The following is a 19,596-nucleotide window of genomic DNA, read 5'->3' on the forward strand; positions in this document are numbered from 1 at the left end:
CACGCCTCGGCGAAGCGCCCGGGAACGGCGGGCGGTTCGGACATCGCACGGTGTCGCGCCCCCGTGAAAATCCACTGGCCCCCCACCCGGGGCGACCGCTTATGATCAGTGCAAGGCGGGGTCGTAGCACAGAGGCAGTGCGCCTACACGACATGGAGGAGGACGCCGGTTCGAATCCGGCCGCCCCGCCCCTTCCCTTTCCCTTCCCTTACCCCTTCGCGACCCGCGGCCCGCGTGGCCACGGCGCGGATTGCGCCCGATACTCGGGTGCTCCCGGGCGGGCCGCGCCGGACAATGCGTCCATGACCTTGCGCGGAGTACATCCCGACGAACTGACCGTCCTCCAGGACATAGAGCGGGCGGCCGGACACTGCTTCCGGGACATCGGCATGCCGGAGATCGCCGACGACGAGCCGCTCACGATCGGCGAGCTCGATGCCTACCGGCAGGCCGGGCTGGCCTGGGTCTCGGTCGACGAGGCGGATGTCCCGGTCGCCTATCTGATCGCCGACCGCGTCGACGGCAACCTCCACGTCGAGCAGGTGTCCGTCCACCCGGACCATGCCCGCCGCGGGATCGGCCGGTCTCTGCTGGAACACCTGGCGGAACTCGCCCTGCGCGAGGGGGTTCCCGCCCTGACCCTCACCACCTTCACCGAGGTCCCGTGGAACGCCCCGTACTACGCGCGCTGCGGTTTCCTCCTCCTGGACGACGCCGCACTCACCCCCGGTCTCCGGGAGATCCGCGCACACGAGGCGGCACACGGCCTGGACCGGTGGCCCCGCGCCTGTATGCGACGGGAACTGTGACCACCGGCTCCGGCGCGAAACCCGGGGCTGGAGACCAGGGCGAAGGCCTCGGAGCACGTGAGCATGTCGGCGGTCACCTCCCACAGCCCGTCCGCGACCTCGGCGTTCACCGCAGCGCACCGCACCGCAGCGCAGCGCACCGCACCGCACCGCACCGCAGCGCACCGCTCCTTCGCCGATCGCGAACCGAGTGCGCAGGCGCGCTTGCGATGTGCTGAGGTGGCGGAATGGATCTTCTGATACTGGGCGGGACCGCATGGTTGGGCCGTGAGATCGCCCGGCAGGCGCTGGAGCGCGGGCACGAGGTGACCTGCCTGGCGCGCGGCGAGAGCGGCGCCGTGACCCCTGGTGCACGGCTGGTGGCGGCGGACCGGAAGCAGGAGTCGGCCTACGACGAGCTCCGCGGCCGCGACTGGGACGCGGTGATGGAGGTGTCGTGGCAGCCGGCGTTCGTCCAGGGCGCGCTCGCGGCCCTGGCCGGGCGGGCCCGGCACTGGACCTACGTCTCCTCCGTCAGCGCCTACGCCGGCCACGGAACCGTCGGCGCCGACGAGTCGGCTCCGCTGCTCGCCCCGGCCCCCGGGCGGTACGCGGAGCGGGAGGAGTACGGCGAGGCCAAGGTCGCCTGCGAAGCGGCTTCGCACGCGGCGGTGGGAGACCGGCTCGTCGTCGCCCGGGCCGGCCTGATCGGAGGACCCGGCGACCACAGCGGCCGGTCGGGGTACTGGGTGGCCCGCTCCGCTCGTGAGGTGGACCAGCCGATGCTCGTTCCCCGCTCCCCCGGCCTGCCGACGCAGACGGTCGACGTGCGCGACCTCGCGGGCTGGCTCCTGGACCTCGCCGAGAAGCGCGCCGCCGGGACCTTCGACGCCGTCGGGCCGGTCGTCCCCTTCGAGGAATGGGTCGACCTGTCGCGGCGCGTGGCCGGCCACACCGGACCGGTGGCGCCGGCGGATGCGCAGTGGCTGCTCGATCAGGGGGTGGGGCCGTTCATGGGCCCCGAGTCGATGGCCCTGTGGATGCCGGACCCGCTGTGGGCGGGCTTCTGCGCGCGCAGCGGAGCCGCAGCGCGGGCAGCCGGGCTGCGCCACCGGCCGCGCGTGGAGATGCTCGAGGACCTTCTGCAGTGGGAACGCGCCGAGGGGCTGGAGCGGACCCGCCGGGCCGGCCTGAGCACCGCGCGCGAGCGCGAGCTTCTCACGGCACTCGACGGCTGACGGCGCCCGAGAGCGTCCGAGAGCGCCCGGCGGCGAGACCGGGCCGGCGGGTCACGCCGTACCGCCGGGCCGACTCCTCCTCCTGGGCGAGGCGGTACAGCGCCGTGAGCACGGGCTGGAAGAGGATGGCCGCCGCGACGGCGGCCTCGGCCTTCTCCGCCTAGGACTCCACCAAGTCCCGGTACGGGAGGTCGGCTTGGTGCACCAGCCGTGCGTACGGGGCCATCAGGGCGGCGTCCCACGGATGGCCGAGCCTGATGAGCGTGGCCACTCCCACCGCGAGCGAACGGTGGACGGGAGAACAGGTCGCCCGACTCCCGGGCGGTGGCCGGGTGCGCTCAGCGAATCGGTCCCCCGGTCACGGCCGGGGCCGCGTTGCGATGACGGCTGTGACGGGTACGGTCCGGGTGTACGTGCCGCCCGCGTCGTGGTCCAGCAGGGCCTGACGCAGCGCGGACTCGAAGGCCCCCTGCCGGTCGCCGAGCAGGGCCGGGCTGGAGTGGGGGAAGGAAAGCTGTAGACCGACCAGTTGCTCCACCGTGCAGCGCAGATGCTGGTTCCAGGTGGTCGTGTCGACGCGGGAGAACGCCGACTTCGCGAGACGCTCGTCCAGGTCATCCAAATCGCCCAGGTCGGCCGGGTCGCCCAGGCCGTCCGGGTCGCCCAGGCCGTCCGCCGTGCGCCAGTCGGCTCCGAGGAAGTGCGCGCACACCTCATCGACGGCGGAGAGCCAGGGCGGGCGCGGGTGCGAGCCGTCCGGCCCGGTGGGCGAGGAGACGAGGACGATCCCGCCCCGGGGCGCCAGCATGGCGTCCAGGTCGGCCAGCACCCGGGCCCTGTCCATCCGATGGAAGGCGTTGCCGATGACGCACAGGTCGAGCCGGGGCAGGCACAGCCGGCTGACGGCGGCGGCGTCGCCCTCCAGCCAGGAGACGTTCGTGCAGCCGCGCTCCTCGGCCAGCCTGCGCCCTTCGGCGAGCATGGCCGGTTCCGGGTCGACGGCGTAGACGTGGTCGACCAGCGGCGCCAGGGCGAGGCTGTTCGCGCCCGGCCCGGCGCCGAGGTCCAGTACGGTCTGCCAGCCGTCGAGCGCGAACCGGTCCGCGAGCAGCGTGTAGAACTCCGCCGGGTACGGCGGCCGGTAGCGGGCGTGGTACGGGGCGGCGGACGCGAACGGAGTGCTCATGGGGTCCTCCCTGGCCGGGGTTGCATCCGCCGATCGTGAATCACAACCCGCAGTTCGGCAGCGAGTGGCGCCCCGAATCCCCCGTACGGATGTCGGCCCGCGCCGGGAAACGTACCTTTCCCGATGAACGCAGAAGGCGTGCGCCTGCCGGTGGCCGGAGATGTCGTGCGGTCTCCAGACCTCCGACGCCTCCGCCGCCGCAAGCGGTGCGTCACCGCGCACCCGTCCGCCTGCGGTCCCGGGCGGGCAGGTGCACGGCGTCCCGGGGGACGCCGCCGCCGTCCGTGAGCGGGACCGCAGGCTGTGAGGGACGGCTCGCGGCGGAGCCGGCCGGGGAGCCTATGAGGCAAGGACCTTTCAGAGGGTCATGCCTCGTACGCCGCAACGCGCTACGTCGCCGCGGCCGGTCGGCTGCCTCCACGGTCGCCGGCGCCCGTGAACGGGTCGAGCCGGCGCCTGCTGCGGCTGATCGAGTCGGGGTCCCAGCCCGGGCGGGGCACGGACGCGAGCAGCAGCCGGGTGTACGGGTCCCGGGGGGAGGTGAGGAGTTCCGCGACCGGGCGGTGCTCCATGGTCCGGCCCCGGTACATGACGAGCGCCTCGTCGCAGACGTAGCGGACGACGGCGAGGTCGTGGCTGAGGAAGACCAGCCCGATCCCGGTGTCCCGCCGGATGTCGGACAGCAGGTTGAGCACCTGCGCCTGCACGGACACGTCCAGGGCGGACACGGCCTCGTCGAGCACCAGCACGGCGGGTTCGACCGCCAGCGCCCGGGCGATCGCGGCGCGTTGGCGCTGCCCGCCCGACAGCCGGCGGGGCAGGGCGGCCGCCTCCCGGTCACCCAGACCCACCTGCGCGAGCAGCTCCCTGACGCGGGCGGCCCGGGCGGTGCGGTCGTGGGTCCCGTGCAGCCGGAGCACGCCTTCGACCGTCGCGCCGATGCTGATCCTGGCGTCCAGGGAGAGGTAGGGGTCCTGGAAGACGATCTGGACGGCCTTGGCCCGGGCCAGCCGCGCCGCCCTCCCCCGTACGGACGCGGCCAGCGGCTCGCCCTGGACGAGGATCCGTCCCGCGTCCGGGCGTTCGAGTCCGATCAGCATCCGGGCCGTGGTGGTCTTCCCGGAACCCGACTCGCCGACGATGCCGAGGGCCCCGCCCGCCCGGAGGGTGAACGACAGGTCGTCGACCGCGACGACCTCGGTCCCGCCGGTCCGGTACGTCTTGCGCAGTCCGCTCACCGTCAGGAGCGCATGGGTGGGGTCGGTGGTCAACGGTCCTCCTTGCGGGATGCGGGGGAAGGGGCCGCCACCCCGGCGAGTTCGGCCGTGCGGTGGCATGCGACCTCCGCCGGGCCGTGCCGTTGCAGTGGGGGCGCGGCCAGGTCGCAGCGGCCGGGCTCGGCGAATCGGCAGCGCGGCGCGAAGCTGCAGCCGGGAGCGGACTCCAGCAGTCCCATCGGGGCGCCGGGGATGGGGGTGAGGCGGTCGAGCGGCCCGTCGAGCGGCGGTGACGAGCCGAGCAGGCCCGCGGTGTAGGGGTGCCGGGGGAAGGTGAAGAGTTCCCCCACGGGCGCCGTCTCGACGATCCGGCCCGCGTACATCACGTAGATCCGGTCGCTGACGGCGGCCGCGAGCTCGATGTCGTGCGTGATGAGGAGGAGGCCGAGACCCCGTTCGCGCTGGAGCCGTCCCAGGATCGCGAGTATCTCGGCCTGGGTGCTGACGTCGAGGGCCGTGGTCGGTTCGTCGCACGCCGATTACTGGGGCCGGGTTCGTCCGTGCCAAGGTCCGGTGACCTACCCCGGCGATACCGTGGTACCAGACGCCGAATGACTGCCCAGGAGCACCCGATGAGCCAACAGCAGGCCCCCGCCAGCACCGTGCGCCAGCCACTGGAACCCGCGGCCGCGGACGCGGTCCGGGCCTACGCCGCCAGAACCCGCGAGAACGCAGACCGGCTCGCCGCCGTCCTTGAGGACATCGCCACCAACGGCCTCCCGTCGGTGGAGGAGTGCACGCCCTGGGAAGAGCTGCGCGAGGCTCATCTCGCGCGCCTCGCCGGCCAGCGCCCGGCCGTCGCCTGATGGCCGCACGGCGCGCCCGGATCGCGTTCAGCGACTCCGCGGCCAAGCAGCTCGAAGAACTCACCACCGAGCGTCAGATCCACGCCCTGGACCGCGCCCTGGTCGCCATCTCCGTCGACCCCGAGATCGGCGAGCCGATCCCCGCCGACGGCACGCGGCCTGAGCTGCGCCAATACGCCGACGAGATCGAGGACGTCCGCGTCCTGTACTTCGTCACCGCACTGCGCACCGTCGTCGTGGTCGCCTACATCGAAACCTGACCAGGGCGACCGCGGTCACTTCTCCAGACACGGACGTCCCGCCGTTACCTGTCCTGCGCCGTCAGGACCAGGGCCTTGGAGCGGGTGGTCCCCAGCGCCGTGGCCACCGCATCGGCGGACATACCGTCGTCGCCCAGCGCGCCCGCGGCGTCTCGGCCCACCCGGGCGGCGATCCGCTCCAGCACACCCGCGGCGCGCAGCGCGGCCCACGGCGCGTCCGCGGCCGTGGCGGTCAGCTGCCCGGCCATCTCGACCAGGAGCGCGGCCAGCGGCTCGGGCAGCGGCTGGCCGCGCATTCCGGACCACGGACAGATGCGCAGTCCAGTCCGCGAGCGGTCCCGCGAGGTCTACATCCGCTTCGTACAGGGGCCGGTCGCCAGGGGGTACTGAGCCGCGCTGCTCCATCCGCACGCGCACACCGCCCGGAGCGCCTCGGCGCGCGGACGGCGGGCCCTACCGTCGTACGCCGACCAGTGCGTGGTCGACGGCACGTTCGGACCGAGCCAGGAAGAACTGTTCGACGCAGTGGACGCACGGCTGGAGGGCGAACCGCAGTTGCCCTCTCCAGCGGAGCGGGCGCGGCTGCGTGAGGCGGCCGCTGTCACCTAGGCCCGGCACTCGGCCGCGTTGAAGTCGACGCCGCAGACGGTGAAGAACTGGGAGAGCGGCCGCTTCGAGCCGCGCCCCCCGCGCATGCAGGCCCGTCTGCGGCTGCTGGACGGCTGGGCCGAGCGGTACCCCGCGCCGGCCGCCGCCGATCCCGCGCCCGAGCCTGCGGCGGTTCCGGAGGCGTTCACCGGCCCCGTGGAGAACCCGCCCCCGCCGCCATCGCCGCTGCATCGGATCTGGTCGTGGAGGTGGCCGGGTCGTCGGCGACGTCGCGCCGCCCGGCGAGGAAAGCCGCCCCGCAGGCGGCCGTCGACCCGCGGTTCCCGCACGGTCCCCTCGTGGTCCTGGACCGTGACGGGAGCACGTAGGCCGTCGACGAGATCGTGCTGGACTGCCCGGCCGGCTCTGTTCCGCAGTTGGTGGAGTGGACGCTGAAGGAGTCCGGGCTCGGTACACCGCGCCTGGACCGCAACGGCAAGGACTCCGATCCGCTGGTCGCGCTGACCGCGGGGGCCGCCGTACGGCTGGGCCTGCCCGAGCGGCTGGAGCAAGCCGCCTACGCGTACACGAGGGCGAACCTCACCCCTGAGGGGGCGAGCCGGCTCTGGACAAACGGGAGCGGGGGCCGCCGTGGCGGCCCCCGCTCCTCCCCTCAAACGGCCTACAGGTAGTCAGCCCGCTCCGGCGCCGCATATACCGGCGTGGGGGCCGTACAGGGGGGGTTTCCGTCAGCCGGCGCCGCACCACGCGTTCCCCCGGGCAGCGGCACGGCGCGACCACGGAGCTCGGAAGCTCGGAGCTGAGGCAGGGGCCGGGATGAGCTCCCGCCGTTCGCGGCCACCTGCTCCAGCTGGTTCAGCATCTCGTTAACACACCAGGCCAGCGAGCACCCGCACACCAACAAGCCCCCCTTTCAGCGGCACCCAGGAAGCCGCCGCAGGAGACGAGCGGGGCGCCGGGTTCGCGGTGCACCACCACATGGTGGTGCCGTCACAGGCGGCCCTTGGTGAAGGCAACGCCATATAAGCCATAAGTCAGTTCATGCCTCGCTTTTGCGCAGTGATCATCCTGGACGAGTCGCCAGTCGATGAGGCAAGATCAACGACCGGAACATGATCATTTTTGCAATCTGGAGGCACTCAGTGAGATTTCGGCTCATAGGAACGGCGGCCATGGCCCTCGCCGGCACCATTCTGGCTATCGCCCCCGCGCACGCGGCGGACGAGATCTCCACGGCAGAACCCATCCCGGCAGGAGACCCCTACGCAGCGGCTGCATTCGACGCCTGCGAGTGGGTGGAAGACTACGCCGGTCAGTACGCCGGAGAGGGCTGCTTCAAGTCCTACGGCGACAAGATCTGGGTCAAGGACGGGAAGTCTGACGGCCTGAGGGTCGTCGTCAAGTGGGAAACCAACTACGGACGCACCGGCGAGTGCCACCAGACGGGAGGCACGGGCTCCTCCGGCGTATGCAACTACGACATGCGCGAGGATGGGAAGATCCGCTTCTCCGTGATGCGGCGTGACGGCGCCAACGGCGACAACCTCAACCAGTCGCTCTGGACCTCTTGGCTGAACATCGGCTGACCATCGGCGCAGGCCGCGGACGTCCAGCGGCCGCGCACCCCGGGTGGCCATGAACAGGGCGGCGAGAAGCAGGCTCGGGGCGCACAGACACACCAGACTTTCCCAGCCCAGCCCAGCCCAGCCCGGGACGGCCGGATCCGCGCGTCACCGTAGTGCCGATCCGGCTGTAGCCCACCCGCCCTAACCGCCTACCGCACCCCCGCGCACCAGGAAGCCGCCCACGGCCACCGTGCGCCCGGTGTGACCTCCTGCGGCCACGACCCCGTTTCAGGATGTGTGCGTACCAAGCCGGGCGCTGGAGCAACTGCCGGGCCGTACCTGCGGCGGGGCCGGCCGGTCATGGTTGGGCCACGGCCGACCCCGCCACCATCGACCCCCCCCCCGCCCCGCCAACTCATCGACCAGACCGTCCAAGCTATACGCACCGATCCGCACGCTCCCGCGATGATCCCTAGATCAACCGTGTCGGACCGGGGTCAACGGGCTCGGCTGATCTGTGCAAGGACGTCCTGAAGCCGGCGGACAGCCTCCTCCGCCTCCGTGTACTCCTCAACGCTTGGCAAGACGGTGCCGAAGGAGCCTCCACCGTCCGTAGGCATGGCACGCCAGCGCAGGACCGGTTCAAGCGCGTTGAGAGCACCGGAGAGAAACCAGGCCATGCGGCCGTGAGTACGCGCCAGGGAGATCGCCAGAACGGCGAGCGATTCCCGCAGGTGTTCGAGCCGCTTGATCTGCGGCAAGGCCTCCTGGGGGTCCGGCGGGCCTACAGCCTCACGCAGGCCGGCTTCGGTAGTAAGAGCGTGTGCGCGGTCGTCCGGTGCCACTTTCCATACACGGTCTTCGATCTGCTGTTCAGCTTCCTCGGCCAGCACTGCGACGATCCTTCGCATGTCCATGCGAATCACTCTAATGACCGGCCCGCCTCCCTCCCGACACAGCCCATTCCCGACCCGGCCGCACGATGCGCCAAAGATCCGAAACGGTACGTAGCGCGGAACCGGATTCGGGGGCCTGCTGCGGTGGAGTCAGTTGCTGCGTGGGCCAAGGCGAGCCCGGGGGCTTCCACACCAAGCCCGCCAGCTCGCTGTCCTCACCCAGGCCGCCCAGCACGCCGCTCAGGCAGCAGCCCATCTGCTCGAGGCACACCACCACCTCCCCGAGCCCGAACCCGCAGCCTCCCGCACCCACCTCCACCAAGCCCGCCACCACCTGCAACAGGCACAGAAGGCCCTCACGCGCCGCCCGCGCCACACATCCAACCTGCCTGCCCCGCATACAATCCCCAGGCCAGACAGGGGGTAAGACATGGACGTCCCGAACGTCATCGGTGACTGGCAGGAGTACCAGTCCAAGCAATGGACCGGACTACGCGTCCGCGTACACAGCTTCACGAAAGACGAACCACGACGCGGCCGCAGGCAAGAAGCCAAAGGCCTCACCTACGCCCGCTTCTACGTCACCTTCGAAAACCGCGGCATCGAATCCCGCACCATCAAACTCGCCGCACACACCTACCACTACGACGTCCGCGTCGGCCCCGACGGCCACGCTGCGTTCATCGACACCACCGCCAGCGAAACCATCCGCGACTACACCCTCTACCCCCAGCGACGCGTCACAGCCACCCTCTACATCGCCGCCACCACAGCCCGCCTGAAACAACTCGACATCCAGATCAGCCCGGACATCGACGACGAATCCGCCTTCGGCTACATCTGGACCGGCAGCCTCGGCATCCACGAAGCATCCACCCGCCCCCAAGGCCGCCCCTCCACCGCACAACCAAGCCTCACCGGCGAGATAGAGAACTACCTCAAAACCAACCCACCCAAGCCATGACCCACACCCACCGCACTCCACCGACACCACAAAAACCGCACCCACGCCACAACCACGACCGCACAAGCGTCAGCCCCACCACGCCCCTCACCCGCGGAAACAACCACTGACACCAACGCGGCCAGCCCCAGACACCCCAACGCGGCACATCAGCCGGTCGGCGGGCGGAGAAGCTCACGGCCGCGCGAGAACGGGTGGACGGTCGACTGGCAGCGGCACTACGCCTACCTCGCCCAACTCCTGGCCGGCGGCGCCCGGCTCGCCGACGTCGTGCCCGGGGTCACCCTGCACGACGAGGACGTCGGCCGCTGGCTCGCTTCGCAGCGCCGGGACTTCAGCAAGCTCAACGAGGAGCAGCAGCGCAGGCTCGACGCGCTGGGCGTGAAAACGCAGAAGGCCGTACGCGCCCGGAGGGCCCCGGCGAAGCCGGCCACGGCGTCCGGGCCACGCGCAGGCGGAGAAGCCTTCCAGAAGGGCCTCCAGGCCCTCACGCAGCACATCGTCCGGGAGAGCGGGATGCCAGGGCGGACCGTCGTCGAGCGGCTCCCCGACGGCACCGAACACCGCACCGGGATCTGGATCAGCAACCAGAAAGCCCGCCGCGACCGGCTCCACCCCGACCAGCTTCGGGCGCTCGCCAAGCTGGGCGTGGACTGGGCGCAGTAGGCCGAGCAGAAACTGTGTGGAGGTGGCAGTGATCCGCTGAAAAGATCACCGACATGTCAAGCCCCACGGCGGAAGAACTCCTCACCAACGTCAGCGGTCTGACCCCTGAGCGTGCGCAGTGGTTCGCCGACCACATCGACGAATGCCGACGCCTCCTGGTGACAGGCAGGTCCATGGACACGGTCCAGCAGCACCTGAAAGATCAAGGCCTGAGCATGATCAACGCCATCTTCGTCACCACCAGACTCATGGGCGACCACCCCAGCGGACTGCGCGCAGCAATCGAGATCGTGAGCTGCAGCCCAGCCCGCGCCACAACACCCCCTGAGTAAGTTCGCCCATTTTCGGATGATGCCCGCTTGCGGCTGATCACGGCACGTCTGCCCGGCGCGGTGACGCGGGAGATGTTCGCCGCCGTGGGGGGGGTGCCGGCGAGAAGCAGCACGAGCTGATCCTCTCCCGTGCCCTGGGGCACGCCTACTTCCGCGGTGGCGGCGAGCACGCGCACGGTCTGCAGGTGGTCCTCGGAGATATCGACTTCATCGACTTCTCCCTCGTGTGACCTCAGGCAGGGCCGCCGTGCCGGTCAGCGGGCGGCTGGCGTCGGCCCGTACCCGTGTGCTTCCCGTACCTCCCGCCAGTCCCACACCACGGCGCCCCGCTTGCCGGTGCGCATGGCCACGGGCGGCTGGGGCGGGCGCAGTCGGGCTGCCTCGGCCAGGCGCAGCACAGCAGGTCGAGGGGCGCTTCGCGTTGAGGTGGAACGTGTCCTTCCACCCCGGCACCCCCGTATCCGCACCGGCCGTGGCCGCCTGACACGATCACGGAATGACACACGGGGAAACGCATGAGCACATACGCGACCAGGAAGCCGAGTTGGCGGCCGCTGCCGAGGCCGGACAGGACGGCGCGTACCGCGCCTACGCCACATTCCTCGGCAAGAGCGGCCGGATGGACCAGGCCCTGCCCTGGTGGGCCAAGGCCGCCGAGCACGGGGACGCAGATGCGGCGCGCACGCTCGCGATCTGCCACAAGGACCGCTGGGAGTTCGCCGAAGCCGAGCGCTGGTACCGCAGCGCTGCCGACCGTGACGGCGGCTGCGCCTTCGGGCTCGCCACACTCCTGAAGGAGTCCGGCGACCAGGACGGAGCAGAGGAGTGGTACGCGCGGGGAGCCGCACTCGGCCACGTCCAGAGCCTCACCAACGGCGCGGTGCTCAAGGCCGCCCGCCACGGTGCCTTCGCCGAAGCACAGGCGCAGCTGGACGAGGCGGCCGAACTGGGTGACCGCAAGGCGGCCTCGGCCCGTCAGGTGATCGAGAACATCGTCGACGACCTTGAGCTCTGGGAGGAGCGGCTCACGCGGGCGGAGGCTGACGGGGACGCCGAGGCCGCGTTCGAGGCGCTGAGTCCGCTGCGGGACCCGGAGTACGCGGACATGTTCACGTACTACCCGAGCACGATCCGCGCGGCGGAGGCTCTCTACGCGCGAGCCGCGGCAGTCGGATCGCACCAGGCCCTGGTCGAGCAGGCCATCCTGGTGGCCCGCGACAGCGACCGGATCGAGGAGGCACGCGCCCTGGCCGTACGGGCGCACGAGCTCGGCTACTCGGGCGCGGCCTACGTCCTGGGTGTCTGGGCCTTCGAGCGGGGTGACCAGCGCACGGCCGAGCATTGGTTCGAGACGGCGGCCGCAGCACCCGATGGTCACGACTATGCCCGCTTCTACCTCGGTCTGATCGGCATCATGCAGCGGCGGCTGGACGAGGCCGAGCGATGGCTGCGTCTCACCGGCGACACCGAGGACGAGAACGATCAGTACGGCGGCCTGCCCAAGATGTTCGTCGAGCAGCTCGAGGAGATCGCGGCGATTCGCGCCGACCCCGCCCGGCTGCCCGACCCCGGTCTCTCGGCGCGCCTGCCCGAGTTGCGGGCGGCTGCGGAGTCCGGCGGTCCCGAGGAGTGCTTCGCGCACGCCGATGCACTCGACCGCCTCTACCGGCTGCCCGACGCCGCCGACTGGTACCGCAAGACCGGCACTCCGCGCGCGCTGCTCGAGCTCGGCCGCATGCTGCAGGACTGCCAGGCCGACGAGACCCTGCTCGTGCCGTACTTCGAGCCGGCCGCCGAGGCCGGGGACGCGGGGGCTGCGTACAGCATCGCCGGGATCCACACCCACGCGAAGAACGAGCGGGCCGCCGGCATCTGGACGCTGAAGGCCGCGGAGCTCGGTCACGCGAGGGCAGCCTGGGGCGTCGGCTGGACCTCCGAAGAGCGGGGCGGGGACCCGCAGTTCGCGGAGCGCTGGTATGTGCGCGCCGCCGAGGGCGGTCTGGCGCGGCCCGCGTTCCTGGCCGGTCGCAGCATGGTGCGCTGGGGGCGGTACGCCGAGGCCGAGCGGTGGCTCGTGAAGGCGTGGGAGAACGACATCCCCGAGGCGGCGTACCACCTCGGCAGGGCGCTGCGCCGGCTCGGACGCACCGCGGAGGCCGAACAGTGGCTGCGCCGCGCGGTGGAGCGCTCCGGCGACTTCGACCCACCGCCCGGACCGCTCGAACGGCGCGTCGATCCCCGTCCCGAGCTGGCCGAGCTGCTCGTCGAGGCGGAACGCGACGAGGAGGCCGCGCCACTCGTCGCGGACATCCTCGCCGAGTACCCGGGCCACCTCGCCGGCCACCGCCTCGCCGGCCGACTGGCCCGGCGCCGCGGCGACCTGGCCACGGCCGAACAGCACTTCGCGCAGATCGAGGAGCGGGACTCCGACCCCGGTACGCGGATGAGCCTGCGGGAGATCCGTGAGCTGCTGGCTCAGGTGACGCACGAACACTGAGCGCGAAGTAGCCGGAGCGGAGTGGCCGGCGCGGTGGGGAGTCAGTTCTGAACAGGCTCCCTCGGGAACCTGATGTCCCCGCGTCGGCAGCACATCGTCGAAGAAGGGACGGTTGCCGGCGAACGTGGGGCGCAGTCCGGTGAACTCCTCGGCGGTGACCCAGCGGGCCTCGGGCTACTCGCTCATTTATGACTGTGTTGGCTCTGTACACGAGAACGGTTGGACGTGAACGAAGCTGCGCGCCTGAATGCCCCCACCTGGTCGGCTTGCTCCGGCCGCAGCAGGCCCGTCCGGCCGACCGCGCGCAGGCGGCCCGCCGGGTCGTGGCGGCCCAGGACGAGGAGCTGCGGGCGGGCGAGGGTGCCAGTGATGGCGCCGATGATGGCTTCGGTCGTGTCGCGGCGGCGGACCTTGGTCCAGCCCCGTACGGAGGGCCGGTAGGGCTGGTTCATGCCCTTGGCCACGACGCCTTCGACACCTGACACGTCCGTCCAGGACTCCAGCCACTCGCGCGCCGTGACCGGGTCGGTGGTCATCGGACACAGCGTCCACGGGGCGGTCAGGGCGTGGTCGGTGAACAGGTCCTCCAGGAGCGCCCTGCGCTCCCGGTACGGGCGGGCGAGGAGCTCCACCCCGTCCAGCTGCAACACGTCGAACGCCACGAAGTAGGCCGGCCACCTGACGGCCAGGCCGGGGGCGCCCCGGCTGCGGGCCGCCGCCCGGCGCTGCAACCCCTCGAACGACAGCCGGCCCGCCTCGGCGTCCCAGACGAGGAGTTCGCCATCGAGGACCAGGCCGCCCGGCAACTGCCGCTCCGCTGCGGCCACCAGATCCGGGAACCGGTCCTGCACCAGCGATCCGCGGCGGGTCTGCACCACCACCCGCCCACCCGGAGAGGCCGAGGTGAAGAGGAGCGCGCGGTGCCCGTCGAACTTCTGCTCAAAGGCAGCCCCGCCCGCCAGCACACCCGGGCCCTGCAGCGCCTCGGCAGCCTGCGCCAGCATCGGCTCAACCGGCGGGTACAGCGTCACACCGGGCCCTTCTCGCGGGTCCCTCTTCCAAGGGTCCGCCGGACGGGCCGGCCCGGCAGGCCCTGGGGCGCCGTTCACCCGAGGGACGGGCGCGGCTCCGCCCCGGCACAGTGACAACATCCGTACCGGGGCGGGCATGGTCTGGCCGAGGTGGAACGGCTTCTAGGTGAGCTGGTCGCCTGTCCCTTGGAGGTCGTCGACTGCGTTGATCACGTTTCCGATCCCGTTGTTCACCGAGTCACCGAAGGTCTGCGAGTTGAAGTTGAACGACTCGTCCCGTGCAACGCTCCCGATGTTCCCGAGACCGTCGCTCTGGTCAGCCATTGCGGTGCCCGTGAACGACAGAGCGGCCCCCGCGAGGGCGAACGCAGCAAGTACCCGCTTGGTGTTGTTCATGCCCAGCCAACGATCTTGAAGCCAGCCGGGTTACGTCCGGCGGAACCCTGCCCGACGCCGCACCGCCCGGCCCAGGCCGGAAGGCCGGCCACAAGACCCAATGCTCAGCGCGGTACTGGCTGTTCCGGTGGTCCGACGGCCTGTACGCGGGGTCCAGAGGCATTCCGGGTGCCTGCCCGCCGGAGAGGCCCGGCGCAAGACGGTGTTTTTTCGCCCTTTCATGTCTGATTTAACGCTTCTGCGCTGATTGGGCCGGTCGGAGCACCCTAGCCTGTAACGGTCCGTAGCTGATTGGTTACGGACAGGGTTGATGGTGAGGGAGTCGTGATGTCTGAGCAGGTGGAGTCGACGGAGCAGGACCGGCTGCAGCGGTTGCGGGGGCTGCTGTCGGGGCAGCGGGCGCAGGAGCGTGTGGGTCAGGTGTTGGCGCTGGGTCAGGGCGTTTACGCAAACGTGCTGCTGGGGGCGCTGCTGCATGGTGCGGACCGGCTGCGGCAGGGGAAGACGCCCACCGACCTGGAGCAGATCCTGCTGGACGCGGCGGGGGCTCAGTTGTCGAAAGAAGGGCGACACCCGGTCCTTCAACGCCGCCAGGAAGGTCTTCTTCGACGGGCCCTCCACCGGATTCGTCGGCACGACGATCTGCTGCTGGGAAGCCGACCAGAGCAACGCCGCATGGTTCAGCGAGCTCCAGAAGGCCCTGAACAAGGCCATCAAGTCCATCGACTACTACCTCATGGCCGCTGACATCCTGACGAAGTTCAGCATGCCCACGTGGGCGACGATCGCCTGGGAGGTCGGGAAGTCCTTCGTCACCTTCATGCACCTCTTCCGCAACTACGACGACCTGTCCTGTGTCCGCACCATCGGGCTGGACCGCCAGGACCTGGCCGTCCTGTCCCACCGCGGCCAGACCGCCTGGCACTTCAACGGCGACGGCCACCACGAACTGAGGGTGAAGTACACCGGCGACCCGGTGCCCTTCCCCGTCGGCACGCTCGAATACGCCATGCGTACCGGGAGCAGCTGGAGCGCGCCGGTCACTCTTCCGTGGAAGAGCATCACCCCGCCCGCTCTGGCCTCCTTCGACGGAAGGCTCCACGTCGCGTTCATCCGCGAGGACAAGGCGGTGATGTGGAGCCGCCTGGAGAACGGGGTGTGGCGCAAGCCCGAGCGGATCGGCCAGGACCAGAGCCTTTTCGCCCCCGCCCTGTGCGCGTTCAAAGGCAAGCTGTTCTACGCCGTCACCGGCACCAACGGCGGCCTGTACTGGCGCACCTACACCACGTCCGGCGGCTGGAGCAGCATCGGCAAGTGGGACAGCTACCGGTCGGGCTTCGCCCCTTCCATTGCCGCGATCCCCAACCGGATTTGGCTGACACACGTCGGAACCGACGGCCTGCTCTACCACAACACCGACGGAGGCAGCGGCTGGAGCCGTGCCTTCCAGTCCAACGTCGACTGGCGGGTCAAGAGCGCCGCCGCGATGGTCCCCCACGGAACCGGGCAGGTGTGGCGACTGGCCTGCGGAGGCGACAACAAGGTCCACTTCATGATCTCCGGCTCGGACACCAGCTGGCGCACTGACGTCTCCAAGGCCAACTGGAGCACCCCCCGCGGGCTCGCCCTCACCGTCCACGAGTCCAAGATCTGGGCCATCCGCCAGGAACTGGACGGCGCCCTGCGTGCCGCCACCTACACCGACGCCGCCCCATGGCTCGACGCCGGCTACGTCGGCGGGAAGCGCATCACCTCCATGGACGAGCCGGCCGCGGCCTCCCACACCGGCAAGCTGTACGTCATGTACCGCCGCTGACCCCGCGGAGGGCGCTGGACGCATGAAGGAGGCCCGTCGGCGGGATGCCGTACGGGCCTCCTTGGCTCCGGCGCCCTAGCTCAGACAGCAGCCGCAAAGTAGCGGAGCGGCTCCTCGGACCGGGCCGCACGAAGGACACCTACGAGCTCGGAGAGCAACGCGAAATGTGTCCTAGTAGCCCGAACCCCTCAGGTATTCGCCGAACTGTTCGACGACCGGGGTCGCTTCTCCTGCCTGGATGGGCGCCTGGTATGCGCCCATGACGACTGCCTGGCCCGTTTTAACGGCGACAACCCCGTCCGCGTTCGACTTCAGGTAGATACTGCTGTCGGTGGCGTGAAGGGTGAAGTACTTGCGGCCGCCGAGACGGAGGCCCTGGGTCCTGGCGGCGGACGGGTCGTCGAAGGCTTTCACGAAACCTGCGACCTCGTCGGACGAGATGTGAAGCCCCGGGCTGGCTGCCCATACGACGCCGTCATGGCCGACGATGGCGGCCTCGCTGATCTTGCCTGAACCCACAAGGTTGGTGTCCACATAAACCTTCCACGATCCGGACATGCTGTCGCCCTTTCGTTGATGGTGTGCTTCCTGCACGGTGCAGGGCTACTCGATGGTGTCGGTCACAGAAGCCGCACGACGTCCCCGAAAGGGCCGCTTCAGCCTCGACCACTCGATCAGGCCAACGACGGTGCCCAGGACCGGGGAACGCCCTGAGTCTGGAGCGAGCTGGGAGCACACCGCACAAGCCTCCTACGCGTACGCGAGGGAAAAATGCACCCTTGCGGGCGTCTGGGGCTGGTCCCGGACACACGACAGCGCGGGCCGCCGCCGGGTGGTGGCAGCCCGCGCTGGGGTTCGTCGGGGGGTCTCTCAGGCGGCGGACCGCAGGCTCTCAGCCCGGTCAAGGGCTGCCCATGGCCGTCCCTGCAACCCGACTCACACAGCCCCACGGCCGCCGCCTTATGAGTTGACTACTGCTTCCTTCTTGCCCTGCGCCTTGACGAAGGCCTCCCCTGCGCGATCCTGGACGAATTTGGCGACCCCGAACGGGACATTGGGCTTGGCCTGCCCAGCCGCCCCGGCGATGGCTGCTTCGGGCACCTTGTCGGCGGTGATGTCGCCAAGGCCATGGGGGCCGTCGGCGAAGGCGGGAACGGCGACGGTGAGCGGGAGGGCGGCCAACAGGGCGACAGTGATGATGCGCGGCATGGGCTTCATGCGCTGAGAAACGATCACGCCCAAGGAATGTCACCGCGCCAGGAGCCCCCCAGGCGCTCCCCGTGTGCTTCCCGCGCGGCCTTGGCAGGGTGCCTAGCCAGTTCTCCGCGCCTCCCGCGATTCGGCGGAGATAGTTGGCGTCAACTGCCCAGCGAGGATGAGATCGGCTGCGTGGTGCGGGCAGGCAGGGGTGTGCCAGGTCACCGACAGGAACTCCCCCTCGGCGCTGAGAGTCCGAGCTCCGCCCGTGGCCGCAGTGGCCCGGCAAAAGCCGCAGAAGGCGACCTTCAAGGGGAACACGTCTGCTGAAGGGCGGGATCGTGTCGTCGGTTCCATCGTCTGCTCCTGCGGTGGCGGCACGGGCAAGACCTCTCACCTACCCCGATGCTCCCAGCAGCCGCAGGCGCGCAGGACGAAACCCCGGAAAACCGCGGCAATAGCGAGCCCGCCCGCCCGTCAGGCCATGGCGAGGCCCTGGGACCGAGGGCGCAGCCGAGGGGGAGCGTGTCCAGGACGCGTACGGCGGGCCGGGATCCTGCGGGACATCGACTTGGGAAGACGCCTCCGACCCGCCCGGCGGCCGCCGACGGCACACGGTGGCGTTCATCTCGCCGGAGCGCGGCGGATGCGAGTGGCACGCCGACCCCACCACCGTGACACGGATGTAAGAGCCGGCTCGCCGTCCCGCCGGCTTCGCGGGGCGGAGTCGGGACACGAGCTGATCGGCGGCTGGTGACGGTGGGGCGGCCCGGTGGTACTGCTGCCCCAGAGCGCTCTGAGCACCGGGCCTCACCCACGCACGCCCTATCGGCGCAGGCCGGCCACGACCCTAACCGCCACCCGCACCGGTCGAAGCACAACCCGGAAACTGGTCCTGACACCCGACGCTGCCACCACCACGAACGGCGACACCCTTCCCCCGGCGACAGCAGCAAGGAACGGAACGCGTCAGACGTCAGGACCCGGGACCATCCCGGGCAGGCCGAGGAGAACGGCAGGACATGCCCGGGACGAGGTGCGTCCCAGCCCTCCAACGACCAAGCACGCCACCGGTTCCGCGCCCTGGCCGCCGGGTCCAAACGGGGGCGGGGGCTCCCCGGTGGGTGGGCAGCCTCTCCGCAGGTCTAGGTGCGGGCCGGAGGCCACGTCATGGGGGATTTCGATGAGACGCTCCTTACCTGCGGCCCTGGCCGCGCTGAGGACGTGGTTCTCACCGACCCCCGACTTCGTGGAGTGGAGGGGACAGGCCCCGAAGCGTGGGAGCCGACGCCGTAGCCCGCGGCTCCGATACCGAGGGGGCTGGCCAGCCTCGCCGGAGGCGCGGCCTGCCCTCCGGGCCGCTGTGCGTGATCAGTCCTCTTCAGTGCTGGGGTGGATGGAGTTGAGGCCGAGGAGCAGGGCCAGGTTAGGGTCCACGGTTCCACCGGCGGAGTCTCAGGCCTCGTTCGTCTGTTGACCTGGTCGAACGTTGCTGGGGTTGACTGACTCGGCAGTGATCTGCGCAAGGGTGTCGCGGAGTCGGCGGACGGCATCCTCCGCCTCCGTGTATTCCTCAAGGCTCGGGAGGACAGTGCCGAAAGTGCTGCCCCGGTCAGCAGTCAGGGCACGCCAGCGCAAGACCGGTTCGAGGGCGTCGATAGCACCGGAGAGGAACCAGGCCAGGCGGCCGTGGGTACGAGCGAGGGAGACCGCCAGAACGGCAAGAGCTTCCCGCAGCTGTCCGAGCCGGTCGATCTGGGGCAATGCCTCCTGGACGTCCGGCGGGCCGACAACGCGGCGCAGGCCGGCCTCGGCCTCAAGAGCGAGAACGCGGTCGCTCGGCGCCAGTTCCCACATCTGCTCTCGAATCTGCCGTTCGGCTTCCTCGGCCAGCACTGCGACGATCCTGCGCATGTCCATGCGGCTCACCCTAGGCCCGAAGAATGTGACTACCAAGATCGCCGACAGCGTCAGGTACTTAGGGGTCCTAACAAAGGCGTTGGACGTGGCGGTGGGTGATGAGGCAGGTGGCGAGGCCGAGGAAGGCCTCGTGGATGTCGTCGCGTCGTTCC

General features: G+C 70.5%; 21 protein-coding genes, 1 tRNA gene and 1 pseudogene. 12 read left to right on the forward strand and 11 right to left on the reverse strand.

Annotated elements, in window-relative coordinates; genetic code table 11:
* Positions 1–115: 115 nt before the first annotated feature.
* The 3 genes from ACWGIF_RS20840 (at position 116) to ACWGIF_RS20850 (ending at position 2,026) form a co-directional block, all read left to right on the forward strand.
* Positions 116–190 (forward strand) — tRNA-Val (locus ACWGIF_RS20840).
* A 112-nt stretch (positions 191–302) separates the two neighbouring features.
* Positions 303–809, forward strand: coding sequence for a GNAT family N-acetyltransferase (locus tag ACWGIF_RS20845; RefSeq protein ID WP_453499411.1), 507 nt, complete (start codon positions 303–305; stop codon positions 807–809).
* Positions 810–1,036: 227 nt separating this feature from the next.
* Positions 1,037–2,026, forward strand: coding sequence for an NAD-dependent epimerase/dehydratase family protein (locus tag ACWGIF_RS20850; RefSeq protein WP_453499413.1), 990 nt, complete (start codon positions 1,037–1,039; stop codon positions 2,024–2,026).
* A gap of 358 nt (positions 2,027–2,384) precedes the next feature.
* Here ACWGIF_RS20850 and ACWGIF_RS20855 read toward each other — a convergent pair whose 3' ends face one another.
* The 3 genes from ACWGIF_RS20855 to ACWGIF_RS20865 all read right to left on the reverse strand — a co-directional run bounded on the left by ACWGIF_RS20855 (position 2,385) and on the right by ACWGIF_RS20865 (position 4,812).
* Positions 2,385–3,212 carry a class I SAM-dependent methyltransferase gene (locus tag ACWGIF_RS20855; protein WP_453499415.1) on the reverse strand — a complete coding sequence of 276 codons (828 nt, stop codon included), beginning with the start codon at positions 3,210–3,212 and terminating at the stop codon, positions 2,385–2,387.
* 389 nt (positions 3,213–3,601) lie between these two features.
* Complete coding sequence (locus tag ACWGIF_RS20860; RefSeq protein WP_453499417.1) at positions 3,602–4,483, reverse strand: ABC transporter ATP-binding protein; 882 nt, start codon at positions 4,481–4,483, stop codon at positions 3,602–3,604.
* A complete protein-coding gene (locus tag ACWGIF_RS20865) occupies positions 4,480–4,812 on the reverse strand; it encodes an oligopeptide/dipeptide ABC transporter ATP-binding protein (protein WP_453499419.1) in 333 nt (110 codons plus the stop codon). Before ACWGIF_RS20865 ends, ACWGIF_RS20860 begins: the two co-directional genes overlap by 4 nt.
* A gap of 249 nt (positions 4,813–5,061) precedes the next feature.
* On the opposite strand from ACWGIF_RS20865, the gene ACWGIF_RS20870 reads away from it, so the two are divergent.
* Together ACWGIF_RS20870 and ACWGIF_RS20875 are read left to right on the forward strand one after the other, a co-directional pair.
* Positions 5,062–5,295 carry a hypothetical protein gene (locus ACWGIF_RS20870; protein WP_453499421.1) on the forward strand — a complete coding sequence of 78 codons (234 nt, stop codon included), beginning with the start codon at positions 5,062–5,064 and terminating at the stop codon, positions 5,293–5,295.
* Entirely contained in the window at positions 5,295–5,555 is a 261-nt protein-coding gene (locus tag ACWGIF_RS20875; RefSeq protein ID WP_453499423.1) for a hypothetical protein, read from the forward strand. Before ACWGIF_RS20870 ends, ACWGIF_RS20875 begins: the two co-directional genes overlap by 1 nt.
* A 44-nt stretch (positions 5,556–5,599) precedes the next feature.
* Here the strand turns inward: ACWGIF_RS20875 and ACWGIF_RS20880 are convergent, their stop codons facing one another.
* Positions 5,600–5,851, reverse strand: a complete 252-nt coding sequence (locus ACWGIF_RS20880) for a hypothetical protein (RefSeq protein ID WP_453499425.1) — start codon at positions 5,849–5,851, stop codon at positions 5,600–5,602.
* A 309-nt stretch (positions 5,852–6,160) separates the two neighbouring features.
* Positions 6,161–6,352, reverse strand: coding sequence for a hypothetical protein (locus ACWGIF_RS20885; protein WP_453499427.1), 192 nt, complete (start codon positions 6,350–6,352; stop codon positions 6,161–6,163).
* A 195-nt stretch (positions 6,353–6,547) separates the two neighbouring features.
* On the opposite strand from ACWGIF_RS20885, the gene ACWGIF_RS20890 reads away from it, so the two are divergent.
* Positions 6,548–6,835 carry a hypothetical protein gene (locus ACWGIF_RS20890; RefSeq protein WP_453499429.1) on the forward strand — a complete coding sequence of 96 codons (288 nt, stop codon included), beginning with the start codon at positions 6,548–6,550 and terminating at the stop codon, positions 6,833–6,835.
* 471 nt (positions 6,836–7,306) lie between these two features.
* Complete coding sequence (locus tag ACWGIF_RS20895) at positions 7,307–7,750, forward strand: hypothetical protein (protein WP_453499431.1); 444 nt, start codon at positions 7,307–7,309, stop codon at positions 7,748–7,750.
* 476 nt (positions 7,751–8,226) lie between these two features.
* Here ACWGIF_RS20895 and ACWGIF_RS20900 read toward each other — a convergent pair whose 3' ends face one another.
* Positions 8,227–8,646: a hypothetical protein gene (locus ACWGIF_RS20900; protein ID WP_453499433.1), complete on the reverse strand. Its 420-nt coding sequence runs from the start codon at positions 8,644–8,646 to the stop codon at positions 8,227–8,229.
* Positions 8,647–9,055: 409 nt separating this feature from the next.
* On the opposite strand from ACWGIF_RS20900, the gene ACWGIF_RS20905 reads away from it, so the two are divergent.
* From ACWGIF_RS20905 to ACWGIF_RS20920, 4 genes and pseudogenes are all read left to right on the forward strand, one after another.
* Complete coding sequence (locus ACWGIF_RS20905; RefSeq protein WP_453499435.1) at positions 9,056–9,589, forward strand: hypothetical protein; 534 nt, start codon at positions 9,056–9,058, stop codon at positions 9,587–9,589.
* Between the two features lie 207 nt (positions 9,590–9,796).
* A pseudogene (locus ACWGIF_RS20910) lies at positions 9,797–10,255 on the forward strand (helicase associated domain-containing protein); the annotation flags it as partial.
* Between the two features lie 53 nt (positions 10,256–10,308).
* On the forward strand, positions 10,309–10,587 hold the full coding sequence (locus tag ACWGIF_RS20915) for a hypothetical protein (RefSeq protein WP_453499437.1): 279 nt from the start codon (positions 10,309–10,311) through the stop codon (positions 10,585–10,587).
* Between the two features lie 496 nt (positions 10,588–11,083).
* Positions 11,084–13,084 carry a tetratricopeptide repeat protein gene (locus tag ACWGIF_RS20920; RefSeq protein WP_453499439.1) on the forward strand — a complete coding sequence of 667 codons (2,001 nt, stop codon included), beginning with the start codon at positions 11,084–11,086 and terminating at the stop codon, positions 13,082–13,084.
* Between the two features lie 182 nt (positions 13,085–13,266).
* On the opposite strand, the gene ACWGIF_RS20925 is transcribed toward ACWGIF_RS20920, so the two are convergent.
* Together ACWGIF_RS20925 and ACWGIF_RS20930 are read right to left on the reverse strand one after the other, a co-directional pair.
* Positions 13,267–14,115: an ATP-dependent DNA ligase gene (locus ACWGIF_RS20925; protein WP_453499441.1), complete on the reverse strand. Its 849-nt coding sequence runs from the start codon at positions 14,113–14,115 to the stop codon at positions 13,267–13,269.
* A 162-nt stretch (positions 14,116–14,277) separates the two neighbouring features.
* Positions 14,278–14,511 carry a hypothetical protein gene (locus ACWGIF_RS20930; RefSeq protein ID WP_453499443.1) on the reverse strand — a complete coding sequence of 78 codons (234 nt, stop codon included), beginning with the start codon at positions 14,509–14,511 and terminating at the stop codon, positions 14,278–14,280.
* 475 nt (positions 14,512–14,986) lie between these two features.
* Here ACWGIF_RS20930 and ACWGIF_RS20935 point away from each other — a divergent pair, with 475 nt between their 5' ends.
* Complete coding sequence (locus tag ACWGIF_RS20935) at positions 14,987–16,327, forward strand: hypothetical protein (protein ID WP_453499445.1); 1,341 nt, start codon at positions 14,987–14,989, stop codon at positions 16,325–16,327.
* Between the two features lie 171 nt (positions 16,328–16,498).
* Here the strand turns inward: ACWGIF_RS20935 and ACWGIF_RS20940 are convergent, their stop codons facing one another.
* From ACWGIF_RS20940 to ACWGIF_RS20950, 3 genes are all read right to left on the reverse strand, one after another.
* The gene (locus ACWGIF_RS20940) at positions 16,499–16,921 is read right to left on the reverse strand and encodes a profilin (protein WP_453499447.1); all 423 of its coding nucleotides are present in this window, start codon (positions 16,919–16,921) and stop codon (positions 16,499–16,501) included.
* A gap of 366 nt (positions 16,922–17,287) precedes the next feature.
* On the reverse strand, positions 17,288–17,563 hold the full coding sequence (locus ACWGIF_RS20945; RefSeq protein ID WP_453499449.1) for a hypothetical protein: 276 nt from the start codon (positions 17,561–17,563) through the stop codon (positions 17,288–17,290).
* A gap of 1,416 nt (positions 17,564–18,979) precedes the next feature.
* Positions 18,980–19,444 carry a hypothetical protein gene (locus ACWGIF_RS20950; protein ID WP_453499450.1) on the reverse strand — a complete coding sequence of 155 codons (465 nt, stop codon included), beginning with the start codon at positions 19,442–19,444 and terminating at the stop codon, positions 18,980–18,982.
* Positions 19,445–19,596 lie beyond the last annotated feature (152 nt).

The organism is Streptomyces sp. NPDC054849, assembly GCF_053610945.1.